Source organism: Pantoea sp. E2023-21 (genome assembly GCF_051302795.1).
Classification (GTDB): domain Bacteria; phylum Pseudomonadota; class Gammaproteobacteria; order Enterobacterales; family Enterobacteriaceae; genus Pantoea; species Pantoea ludwigii_A.
On the sequence record NZ_CP195344.1, the window covers coordinates 3,308,920 to 3,321,001 of the forward strand.

Consider the following 12,082-nt stretch of genomic DNA (forward strand, 5'->3'; position numbering starts at 1 on the left):
TATGAACAGAAAGACAGGGATGAGCGATGTCGCATCACATAGTGATAGTTGAAGATGATGTGGTCACGCAAACGCGACTGCGCGACTACTTCGTGCAGGAAGGCTATCGTGTTTCGGTGGTCAGCAGCGGCGCGGGATTACGAGAGCAAATGCTGTTGCAGCCGGTGGATATGGTGCTGCTCGACATCAATCTGCCCGGTGAAAACGGGCTACAGCTCACGCGGGCTCTGCGCGAGCGATCGACAGTGGGCATTATTTTGGTGACGGGGCGCAGTGATCAGATTGATCGCATCGTCGGGCTGGAAATGGGCGCCGACGATTATGTCACCAAGCCGCTGGTGTTACGCGAGCTGGTGGTGCGGGTGAAAAACCTGCTGTGGCGCATCGATCTGGCTCGTCCGACGCTGCCGGCGCAGGAAGAGAACTGCTATCAATTTGCCGGTTACAGTCTGAATATTGCGCGCCACACGCTGGAGCATGATGGTGCATTGATCAAACTCACGCGCGCTGAATACGAGATGTTAGTGGCGTTTGTCACCAATCCTGGGCAGATTCTCAGCCGTGAACGGCTGTTGCGCATGCTGACGTCCAGCCGCGTCGATCAGCCGGACACGCGTACCGTCGATGTATTGATTCGCCGTCTGCGCAGCAAATTGCGCAGTGAGCTAATCGTTACCCAGCACGGCGAAGGCTATTTGCTGGCGGCCGAGGTGCGCTGATAGAAGTACACCGGACGAAATCCGGGCGGCGAGAGCGATAACGCCACGCGCGCGCTAGTGCTGTTTTTCGACGTCAAAATCAGAATCGGCGGGCTGATATTATCCGGCACACGTTGTCCTTCCAGCACCCGCACCGCTTGTTCCACCGCTAACTCTCCTTGCCACACCATCTGATCGCTGGCTGCCACCAAAATGCGATCGCGCTTCAATCCACGATAGACCTGATGCGTCAGATAGAATGAAGCAACGTCCAGCGGTGTTGCCCGATTGCGGCCTTCGCCCATCGCCACTTCGGCCGCGATTGCCGTACCCGCAACCAGATTGATATCGGGATAGCGTTCCAGACGATCCTGCAATAAATTGCGCTGCACCTCGATGTCGTTATCACCATAAGCCACATCAACGATTTCAAGCGCACTACCCGCCAACGCCGCACGGAAACCGGCGCTCATCTCCTGGCTACCGCCCGCGTCTATCGGACCCGGCATTAACAGAATGCGCCAGGGTTTGTCGTGATAATGCGTAACCAGATAGTGGCCGGTTTGATAACCCATTTGAAACCAGGGAACGCCAATACGCGTGCGCACCGGGACATCGTGGATGGCATTCACCACCTCAATCAGCGGCGTGTGTCTGGCAAATAGCGCCGCATCAGGAAACTGCGCCACGCTGCTGCCAAGCAAAATGGCATCGGCGCCCCAGCGCTGACACGCTTGCAGTTGGTTCTGCTGCACGCCACCTTGACGATAACCGCCCGCGTCATAAACATTGAGCGCGACACCCAAACGTGCCGCCGCCTTACTCATGCCATAGTTGATCGAGAGCCAATAACCGTCTTTGAGGTTGGGGTAAAGTGCGCACAATTTCCAGGCACGGGATGCCTGTAACGCTGGTAAACCGGCGGCGGGCGTACTGTGATTATCCTGCCAATGCAGCAAGGGCTGCGCCGCGAACAGGGGGGCAGCCAGCAATAACAGCAGCAAAATAAGTGTGCGCATAAATAACCTCAAAAAAAGTGTGGCTAATGCTAGTTGCAATCGCCCGTCCGACTCAACCGTTTTTATCGCGGAATCGCATGGCTAATACTTCCTTAATTCGTCGGCTATGGCTGGCTTTTGCGCTGATGGCATTGCTCACACTGCTGAGCGTTGCCACCGGCTGGCTTAACCTGCGCTTTGTCGGACACGTCGAACAGGCCAACACGCCATCGCTGATCTCAAGCATGAATATGGCGCGCCACCTCAGCGTGGCCAGCGCGAACGCGTTATTTTCCGCCCAACAACTGCTCAGCGCCCGCGATGAACAGGATTGGCAGGCGCAGCGCACGATGCTAAGCCGCCAAAGTAAAAAAATCGTACATCTGCTCAATCAGCTTAGCGCCCAGGGTTTCGATACTCGCGCCATGACGCAGCTGGAAACCGCCATTCGCCAGGATATCATCCAGCAGGGTGATGTGGTGCATCAGCGTCTGCAACTGATGCAGCAGCAGCGCCAGTTGAGTGATGACATCGCCGCTGCCGCGCATCGCATAGCTGATTTGGCGCAGGGTCAGGCGAGCAATGCCGCAACCGCTGCGGGCGCGACCCAGGCGGGCATCTACGATTTAATCGAACAACAGCGCACAGCCGCTGCCGGTGAGGCGCTTGACCGCTTGATTGATGTCGATCTTGAATACCTCAATCAGATGGGCGAATTGCGCCTTACCGCGCTGCGTGTCGAACAGATAGTGATGACGCTGAAGCGCTATAACGGTGCCGTTGAGCCGGTCATCGCGCCCCTCGCGGAGTTGGTTCAGGTGCTGCATCGTCGCCAGCAGCGGGTCGAAGATCCGCGTATTCGTGATGAGATCGGCCAGGCGCAAAGGGTAGTGGAGCGCTATAAAACATTGCTAACGATGTGTGATGAGCAGCAGCACTTACACGCACGGTTACAGAGATTAGCGCAGCAGAACCTCACATCATTCAGCCAGTTTAGTGCCGAAATGGGACGTCAGGTCAGTGAGGTTGAACAGCGTAATGCTGACGCGCTGAGTCAGGTGAATCGTGCGCGTGTGCTCGGCACGCTGGCGTTGGCGTTGCTGGGAATCACGGCGTTGCTGAGCTTGTCGCTGGTATTGTGGCGGCTGGTTTATCGCTCCATTTCGCTGCCGCTGGCGCGGCAAACTGATGCGCTGCAACGTCTACTTGAAGGTGATCTCGATTCGCCTTTTCCTGCCAGTGAAAATGCCCGTGAACTCAATACCATTAGCCGCCTGATGGAAGCGTTTCGCACCAATGTTCGCGCGCTGCAATATCAACAACAGCATCTGGCGCAGTTAGTGAAAACGCGAACTGAAGCTTTGCAGGCGCTGGTGATTGAACATCATCAGGCCCGCGCCGATGCCGAGCAGGCCAACCGCGCAAAATCGGCGTTTCTGGCGGCGATGAGCCATGAAATCCGCACCCCGCTGCACGGCATTCTCGGCACCGCGCAGCTACTCGCCGATCAATCGTTAAGCGCCAGCGATCGGCGCTATGTGCAGGCCATCAACGATTGCGGCGAAACATTGCTGTTTATCCTCAATGACATTCTCGACTATTCGGCGATCGAAGCCAGTCCGCAAAACATCACCTTGCATCATGCGCCGTTTGAACCCCGCCGGTTGCTCGATAGCGTCGCTCAATTGATGAGCGGGCGGGCGCACAGCAAAGGTTTACGATTAAAAACCGAAGTGGATGCAGGCATTCCTCGTTGGCTGCAGGGCGATGTACATCGCTTACGTCAGATAGTGATGAACTTGTTGATAAATGCGCTCAGATTTACTGAAAAAGGGGAGATTGTGCTGCGCATTAACAGTAACGCGTCTGAGTGGTTTATTGAGGTGGAAGATGGCGGCTGCGGTATTGCGGCTGACCAACAGGAAGCGATTTTCTCGCCTTTCGTGCAGTTATATCCCGGCAAAGGCGGTACGGGTTTGGGGCTTGCAATCTGTCGCGGTCTGGCGCAGGCGATGCAGGGCACGTTAACGGTGAGCAGTCAGCCGCAGGTTGGCAGCTGTTTCCGCCTGACCTTACCGCTGGTCAACGCTGCGCCCATAACGTTATCGTCCGATGTGGTGCCCGCTGATCTTGCCCATTTGCACGTGCTGGTTATCGAAGACAATCCACTGACGCAGCACATCACGGCGGAAATGCTGTTGCGCAAGGGCGCGCAGGTGAGCATTGCGGGCAGCGCGCAAGCGGCGCTGGCACTGCAGGCACAGGGTAAAGAGATCGATTGTGCGCTGGTGGATTTTGCCTTACCCGATGCGGATGGCGTACAGCTGGCAAAAACATTGGCCGCAGATTATCCCGCTATGCGGCGCATAGGTTTCAGTGCCAGCGTTTCAGATGAAATGCAGCAACATGTGGGCAGTTTGTTCTGCGGCATCATCCAGAAACCGCTACAGGGCGAAACATTATGTCGGCAAATTTTGCGCTTCCTGGCGGCAACTCCGGCGATGGACATTAATGAAGCGCAGTTGCAGCAGGATTTCGCCGCCCTGGGCGCTGACACACTTCGTGGCTGGCTAATGTTGTTCCGCCAGCATGCGATGCCTTTGCTGGATGACATTGAGGCTGCTGGAGATGACGAAACGGTGACGCGGCTGGCGCATCAGTTGAAAAGCAGCTGCGGTAGTCTGGCGATGCAAACCGCTTATCAGGCCTGTGCGCGGCTGGAGAAGCATCCGCAGGCGGATATTCCGTTAAGGGCGATTATTGAGCGTGGGGTAATGCAGGTGGACAGTGTTATCTCTGCGCAAGTTGTTCGTTAAAACCGAACAACGCCTACAACCTCATCAACAGCGACTACAGTTAACATATCCACCTACCGTCACTAAGCCACTGACACCATGAGCCTTTCTCTGATGCATTACCTTCACGCGCGCCTGCGTTTGCTGATTTCGATTGTGGCTGGCGTGGCCTGTTATTTTTTCCTGCCTGCGCAGCTGGGTATGTTGCAGCGTCTGCTGATTGGCTGGAACGTGCTGGCATGGCTCTATCTCGGTTTTCTGTGGCTGCGCATGTTGCGCACTGAGGCAAAAGACATTCCGCATATTGCAAAAATCGAAGACGAAAGCGCAACGATAGTGCTAAGTATGGTGACGCTCACCTGCATGGTCAGCATTCTGGCGATTCTGCTGGAACTCACCACGCTCAAGAGCCTGACGGGCACGCCGCGCGTTCTGCATCTGCTGCTAACGGCTGCAACTCTGGTGGTGTCATGGGCGCTGCTTCCTACTTCATTTGCCATGCATTACGCGCATCATCACTATCTGCGGCGCAGTAAAGACGTCACGCCAATGATCTTTCCCGAAAAGCCCGAACAGCCGGGATACTGGGATTTCCTTTACTTTTCTTTCACCATTGCCGTGGCTTCGCAAACCGCCGATGTGGCAACGGGCACCACAGATATGCGGCAAATAGCCCTGCTGCAGTCAGTGATTTCGTTCGTGTTCAATCTGGCAATTTTAGGATTGTCGGTGAATGTGGGGGCGGGATTGCTGAGTTAGCGGTGTAGAACGTGAAAGTGGCGGAAGATCACAGGAGTCGAACCTGCCCGGGACCGCTGGCGGCCCCAACCGGATTTGAAATCCGGCCGCCTCACCGGAGACGACGATCTTCCTCTGAAGATGCCGCAGGAGTATAGCGATAATCGCGGCTGAATTCTTGATCTCAGGCGTGCGTCACAGCACATTTTCACCGTGAAGCTGCCGATACTCTTTGGGTGTATTGGCATAACTTTTCTTAAATACCGAATAGAAATATTGCAGCGAAGGGTAACCACACATTTGTGATATCTCATTGATACTTAATGAAGAACATGCCAGCAGCTCGCGCGCCTTCTCCAGTTTTTCTCGGTGAATCATGGCGTGAATGGTGTCGCCGGTTTCATCGCGGAAGCGTTTTTCCAGATTTGATCGCGAGATGCCGATGGCATCCAGCACCTGTTCAACCTTAATACCTTTGCAAGCGTTAAAGCGAATGTAATGCATCGCCTGAATGACCGCAGGATCGTGCAAAGAGCGGAAATCGGTGGATAGGCGCGCAATCACTTTCACCGGTGGCACCAGAATACGCTGCAGTTGCAGAGGCTGATTATCCAATAGGCGATGCAGCAATTTTGCGGCCTGATAACCCATCTGGCGCGAACCCTGCGCCACGGACGAAAGCGCCACGCGCGACAGATACCGCGTCAGTTCCTCGTTATCGATACCGATTACCGTGAGCTTCTCAGGCACCGGAATCTTGAGATACTCGCAGGCCTGCAGAAGATGGCGCGCACGGGCATCAGTGACGGCGATGATGCCGGTTTGCTGCGGCAGGGTTTGCAGCCAGTCTGCCAGGCGGTTTTGGGCGTGCTGCCAGTTTTCCGGAGCCGTTTCCATGCCCTGATAGACCACGCCTTGATAACGCTCGCGCGCCACCAGCTGGCGGAATGCATGCTCACGCTCCTGCGCCCAGCGTTTGCCGCTGGCTGCGGGCAAGCCATAGAAAGCAAAGCGGTTGACGCCTTTCTCTTTCAAATGCAAAAAGGCGCTCTCGACCAATGCGGCGTTATCGGTGGCGATGTAATGCACGGGCGGATAGTCCTGCGGCTGATGATACGATCCGCCTACGCCGACGATCGGCACCGACACGTTAGCCAGCAGTTTTTCAATCGAGGGATCGTCGTAATCCGCGATAACGCCATCACCCAGCCATTCTCGGATGTTGTCGATGCGGCAACGAAAATCCTCTTCAATGAAGATATCCCAATCCGTTTGCGACGCTTGTAAATATTCACCGACACCTTCAACCACCTGGCGGTCATAGACCTTATTGGCGTTGAACAGCAACGTAATGCGAAAGCGTTTTTCATGCATCGTGGCGCACTCTCCTAAATCGACAGCACCTTGCATAGCATGGCACGACGGACAGCAGAAAGAATTTGCGCCACAGTGTGATCCCCCACGCGATTACACTCGACGCCGTGTCGCGGTATCCATCCACACCGCCAGCAGCAGAATGGCGCCCTTCACGATGTACTGCCAGAAGGTCGGGACATCCATCATGCTCATGCCGTTATCCAGGGAAGCCATAATAAAGGCGCCGATTACCGCGCCTGCCACTGAGCCCACGCCGCCCGCCAGACTGGTACCGCCAATTACACAGGCGGCGATGGCATCCAGCTCGGCAATATTGCCTGCCGAAGGCGAACCCGCGCCAAGGCGTGAACTCAGAATCAGACCCGCAATCGCCACCATCACGCCATTAATGGCAAACACAGCCAGCTTGGTGCGGGCCACATTAATGCCCGAAAGGCGCGCGGCGTCCAGGTTGCCACCGATGGCATAAATCCGGCGGCCAAAGGCAGTGCGGGTTGCCATAAACATACCGCCGAGCAACAACAGCGCCAGCAGCAAGACGGGCGTTGGTACACCGCGATAATCGTTGAGCAGCCAAATCGCCCCTAATACCAGCACGGCGGTGATAACCTGGCGTGCAAGCGTCCCGCTGACGGACGTTTGTGCCAGGCCAAGATGTTGGCGACGCAGACGTAAACGCCATTGCCAGAGGATAAACAGCGCCAGACCAGCAAAGCCGAAGCCAAAACCGATCCCGCCAGGCAGATAACTTTGCCCTATTTGCGACATCGCCGGGCTGGTCGGCGCTACCGTGGTGCCATCGGTGATGCCGACCAGAATGCCACGAAACGCCAGCATCCCCGCCAGCGTGACAATAAACGACGGGACCTTGCGATAGGCCACCCACCAGCCGTTCCAGGTGCCAAGCAGTAAGCCCATCACCAGCGTCACGACGATGGTGAGCGGCAAAGGCCAACCGAGCCAGACGTCAAAGATGGCCGCGGCGCCACCGAGCAATCCCATCATTGACCCCACCGAGAGATCGATCTCTGCAGAGATAATGACAAACACCATACCGACCGCGAGAATGCCGGTGATGGCGGTCTGGCGCAGCAGGTTGGAGACATTACGTGCGCTAAGCCAGGCACCGTCGGTGGTCCAGGTGAAAAACAGGGCAATCAGGACAATCGCACCCAGCATCACCAGCACCTGTAAATCCGGTAGCGAGAATTTACCTGGCGCACCTTTACCCGGCGTGGTGAGGCCGCGTTGCGTACTTTCGGTTTTAAGCATAGTGTTCACTCCGCAGGGCGGCTTCCATCACCTGCTCCTGAGTCAGGTTATCGTTAATCAGATCGGCTTTGATTTTTCCTTCATGCATCACCAAAACCCGATCGCTCAGGCCCAATACTTCGGGCAGCTCGGACGAAATGACAATCACGGCGATCCCTTGCTGCACGAGCGAATTGATCAGCAGATAGATTTCCTGGCGTGCGCCCACATCAATGCCGCGCGTGGGCTCATCAAGAATTAAGATTTTTGGATTGAGCAGCAGACATTTGGCGAGGATCGCCTTTTGCTGGTTGCCACCGCTCAGACGACCAATCGGCAGCTCCGCTGACGAGGTTTTCACCCGCAGGCGCGCAATGGCCTGGTTAATCGCCTGTTGCTCCTGCGCTTCATCCAGCAGGGAAAGCCGGGGAGAGAATTGATCCAGCGCGGCCAGCGTGATGTTTTTGCCCACGCCCATCAGCGGTACGATGCCATCTTTTTTGCGATCTTCCGGCACCATCGCGATGCCATGGGCGATGGCGGCGCGACAATCATTAATGCGGACTTTCTTGCCATTAATCTGAATATCGCCCTGCCAGCGACCGGGCCAAACGCCAAACAGGCACTGTACGGTTTCGGTTCGACCGGCACCGACCAGCCCGGCAATCCCCAGGATTTCGCCACGCTTCAGGCTGAAGGAGACGTTATCCACCCGGCGGATATGACGGTTAATAGGATGCCAGGCGGTAAGGTTGTCTACCTGCAACACGGTTTCGCCAATCTCGTGTGGGCTATGCGGATAGAGCGCAGTCAGCTCGCGCCCAACCATCATGGTGATGATGTCATCTTCACTCAGTCCGGCGGCCGGGCGTGTCGCGATATGCTGACCGTCGCGGATCACGCAGATGATGTCTGAAATCGCTTTTACCTCGTTGAGTTTGTGGGAGATGTAGATGCAGGCGATGCCGTGCTCGCGCAGGTTTTTGATAATGCTGAGCAGCACCTCGGTTTCCTGTTCGGTGAGCGAAGAGGTCGGTTCGTCAAGGATCAGCAGGCGCACCTGTTTATTCAGCGCGCGCGCAATCTCCACCAGTTGTTGCTGGCCTAATCCCAGCTCACCGACGCGCGTATCCGGGGAAACAGGCAATTTCACCCGCTCCAGCAACTGCTGACAGCGCAGCGTCATGGTTTCGTCATCCACCAAGCCGAAACGTCCCAACTCAGCCCCAAGGAAAATGTTCTCCATCACCGTCAGCTGTCGCACCAACGCCAGCTCCTGATGGATAATCACGATCCCTTTGCGTTCGGTATCTCGGATGGTTTGCGCCTGAATCTCGTCGCCCGCAAAATGGATACGGCCTTCGAAGTCACCGTGCGGATAAAGCCCGCACAGGATCTTCATCAGTGTCGATTTCCCCGAGCCGTTTTCGCCGCACAGCGACATCACTTCACCGGCTTCCAGCTGCAGGCTAACGTCATCCAGTGCCTTCACCGCGCCGAAGCGTTTGGTGATATGGTTCATTTCCAGCAACATCGACATCTCTCCTTTGCGGGCTCGCGCCTTAGAGTTCGCTCTGCTTGTGGAAGCCGTCTTTCACTACCGTGCTTTCGATATTGTCTTTGTTCACGGGAATAGGATTTAGCAGGCGCGATGGCACATCTTTCAGGCCATTATTCAGCTTGCTGTTGCTGGCAGGATGCTTATCGTCACCGAGTTCCACCGCGATTTTGGCCGCTTCGGTAGCCAGCTCGGTGATGGGTTTGTAGACCGTCATGGTTTGCGTGCCGTTCATGATGCGTTTGATGGCGGCGAGATCGGCATCCTGACCGGAGATCGCGACTTTGCCCGACAGTCCCTGCGCACTTAATGCCTGAATTGCACCACCTGCGGTGGCATCATTCGACGCCACAACGGCATCAATGTGGTTACTGTTGGCGGTTAAGGCGTTTTCCATTATTTTCAGCGCATTTTCCGGCAGCCAGGCATCAACCCATTGATCGCCGACCACTTTAATACTGCCATTATCAATATAAGGTTTTAACACTTTCATCTGACCGGCACGGAACAGGCGCGCATTATTATCCACCGGCGAGCCGCCCATCAGGAAGTAATTACCTTTTGGTACTTGCTTCACAATACTTTCGGCCTGTAATTCACCCACTTTTTCATTATCGAATGAGATATAAAAATCAATGTCGGCATTATTAATCATGCGGTCATACGCCAGCACTTTAATGCCTTCACGTTTCGCTTCCGCAACCACATTACTTAAAACCTGGCCGTTATAAGGGATGATGACCAATACATCGACGCCGCGATTGATCATATTTTCAATTTGCGACATCTGCGTTTCTTCGTTGCCGTTAGCGGATTGCACAAACACTTTTGCACCCAGGGATTCGGCTTGTTTAACAAAGATATCGCGATCTTTTTGCCAACGTTCCAGACGTAAATCATCAATGGCCATGCCGATTTTGATTTCTTTGGCGCTACCCGTGTGACTAAACAGGGCCATAGCCGCGCAGGCGGCCAACAGTGATTGTTTCATATTCATGGTGTTAATCCTGTAGGTAGAGGCTGTTGTCGTTGTAAGGCTTATAACCAGGCCGATGAATTGTTGCCCTGAGTTTCAGGCAACATCAATTACTGATTTTTATCCGGCTATTACGTTTTTTAGTTTATTTATGTTTTTATGAGCGCGATCGATATTTGAACGCTTTCAGAAAAAGTGAGAGTGAGAGGGTTCGATGAAAATAACGACATTATTTTGCGAGCTGGCGCACAAATAATAATTATCTTACGGTGAGTGTTAAATATCGTAATTGAGCAGCAGTAAATTACATCATCACAATAACGGCTCAAAGCTGACCATTCGGGTCCTCTTGCTAAGGAGCTAACTATGCACGCCTATTTCGACCAGCTTGAACGCGTTCGTTTTGAAGGAAGTAATACCCGCAATCCTTTGGCGTTTCGTCATTACAACCCGGACGAAGTGATTCTCGGTAAAACCATGGCGGAGCATCTGCGCTTTGCGGCCTGTTACTGGCACACCTTCTGCTGGAATGGCGCGGATATGTTCGGCGTTGGGGCGTTTGATCGTCCGTGGCAGAAGCCGGGTGATGCACTTGAACTGGCGAAGCAAAAGGCCGACGTTGCTTTTGAGTTCTTTCATAAACTGAATGTGCCTTACTACTGTTTCCATGATGTGGATGTCTCACCGGAAGGCGATTCGTTGAAAAGCTATCGCGAAAACTTTGCCGTGATGACGGATAAGTTGCTGGAAAAACAGCAGGAAACCGGCGTGAAACTGCTGTGGGGAACCGCGAACTGCTTTACCCATCCGCGTTACGGTGCGGGTGCGGCAACCAATCCAGATCCGGAAATTTTTGCCTGGGCCGCCAGCCAGGTGTGCAGCGCCATGCAGGCCACGAAAACCCTTGGCGGCGAGAACTATGTGCTGTGGGGCGGGCGTGAAGGTTATGAAACCCTGCTGAATACTGACCTGCGCCAGGAGCGCGAGCAGATTGGCCGGTTTATGCAGATGGTGGTGGAGCACAAACATAAGATCGGTTTCCACGGCATGCTGCTGATTGAACCCAAGCCACAGGAACCGACAAAACATCAGTATGACTATGATGTCGCGACAGTTTATGGCTTCCTGAAGCAATTCGGGTTGGAGAAAGAGATCAAAGTAAATGTGGAAGCCAACCACGCGACGCTGGCCGGGCACTCATTCCATCATGAAATCGCAACCGCCATCGCGCTGGGGATATTTGGCTCGGTGGATACTAACCGCGGCGATATGCAGTGTGGCTGGGATACCGACCAGTTCCCGGTCAGCGTTGAAGAGAATGCGCTAGTGCTGTACGAAATTATCAAAGCGGGCGGATTCACCACCGGCGGCTTAAACTTTGATGCCAAAGTGCGTCGTCAGAGCACGGATAAATATGACTTGTTCTACGGCCATATCGGCGCGATGGATACCATGGCGCTGGCGTTAAAAGTCGCGGCACGCATGGTGGCGGATGGTGAGCTGGATAAGCGTGTGGCACAGCGTTACAGCGGCTGGAACGGCGAGTTCGGACAGCAGATCCTGAAGGGGGAATTTTCCCTCGCCGCGCTGGCGGAACAGGCGCAGCAACAGCAATTTGATCCACAGCATCGCAGTGGACGCCAGGAGCAGCTGGAGAATCTGGTGAATCACTACTTGTTTGATTTTTAACT

General features: G+C 54.7%; 9 protein-coding genes and 1 tRNA gene. 4 read left to right on the top strand and 6 right to left on the bottom strand.

Annotated elements, in window-relative coordinates:
• The first annotated feature begins 26 nt into the window (after positions 1-26).
• Positions 27-719: a two-component system response regulator TorR gene (gene torR, locus ACRQ84_RS15595; protein ID WP_064738255.1), complete on the top strand. Its 693-nt coding sequence runs from the start codon at positions 27-29 to the stop codon at positions 717-719.
• Here torR and torT read toward each other — a convergent pair.
• Positions 692-1,717 (bottom strand): TMAO reductase system periplasmic protein TorT, encoded by a 1,026-nt coding sequence (gene torT / locus ACRQ84_RS15600; protein ID WP_483816521.1) that lies wholly within the window; start codon positions 1,715-1,717, stop codon positions 692-694. The two genes, torR and torT, sit on opposite strands and share 28 nt — an antisense overlap.
• A 77-nt stretch (positions 1,718-1,794) precedes the next feature.
• Between torT and torS the strand changes: the two genes are divergently transcribed.
• Together torS and ACRQ84_RS15610 are read left to right on the top strand one after the other, a co-directional pair.
• Complete coding sequence (gene torS, locus ACRQ84_RS15605) at positions 1,795-4,512, top strand: TMAO reductase system sensor histidine kinase/response regulator TorS (RefSeq protein ID WP_483816522.1); 2,718 nt, start codon at positions 1,795-1,797, stop codon at positions 4,510-4,512.
• Between the two features lie 78 nt (positions 4,513-4,590).
• The gene (locus ACRQ84_RS15610; protein ID WP_064738252.1) at positions 4,591-5,250 is read left to right on the top strand and encodes a DUF1345 domain-containing protein; all 660 of its coding nucleotides are present in this window, start codon (positions 4,591-4,593) and stop codon (positions 5,248-5,250) included.
• 18 nt (positions 5,251-5,268) lie between these two features.
• Here ACRQ84_RS15610 and ACRQ84_RS15615 read toward each other — a convergent pair.
• The 5 genes from ACRQ84_RS15615 to xylF all read right to left on the bottom strand — a co-directional run bounded on the left by ACRQ84_RS15615 (position 5,269) and on the right by xylF (position 10,412).
• Positions 5,269-5,363 (bottom strand) — tRNA-Sec (locus ACRQ84_RS15615).
• Between the two features lie 61 nt (positions 5,364-5,424).
• A complete protein-coding gene (gene xylR, locus ACRQ84_RS15620) occupies positions 5,425-6,603 on the bottom strand; it encodes a D-xylose utilization transcriptional activator XylR (RefSeq protein WP_483816523.1) in 1,179 nt (392 codons plus the stop codon).
• A gap of 93 nt (positions 6,604-6,696) precedes the next feature.
• Complete coding sequence (gene xylH / locus ACRQ84_RS15625) at positions 6,697-7,878, bottom strand: xylose ABC transporter permease XylH (protein WP_483816524.1); 1,182 nt, start codon at positions 7,876-7,878, stop codon at positions 6,697-6,699.
• Positions 7,871-9,397 carry a xylose ABC transporter ATP-binding protein gene (locus tag ACRQ84_RS15630; protein ID WP_483816525.1) on the bottom strand — a complete coding sequence of 509 codons (1,527 nt, stop codon included), beginning with the start codon at positions 9,395-9,397 and terminating at the stop codon, positions 7,871-7,873. The genes xylH and ACRQ84_RS15630 overlap by 8 nt, the downstream gene beginning before the upstream one ends.
• A gap of 22 nt (positions 9,398-9,419) precedes the next feature.
• Positions 9,420-10,412, bottom strand: coding sequence for a D-xylose ABC transporter substrate-binding protein (gene xylF, locus ACRQ84_RS15635; RefSeq protein ID WP_483816526.1), 993 nt, complete (start codon positions 10,410-10,412; stop codon positions 9,420-9,422).
• A gap of 345 nt (positions 10,413-10,757) precedes the next feature.
• On the opposite strand from xylF, the gene xylA reads away from it, so the two are divergent.
• Positions 10,758-12,080, top strand: a complete 1,323-nt coding sequence (gene xylA / locus ACRQ84_RS15640; RefSeq protein ID WP_483816527.1) for a xylose isomerase — start codon at positions 10,758-10,760, stop codon at positions 12,078-12,080.
• Positions 12,081-12,082: the final 2 nt, after the last annotated feature.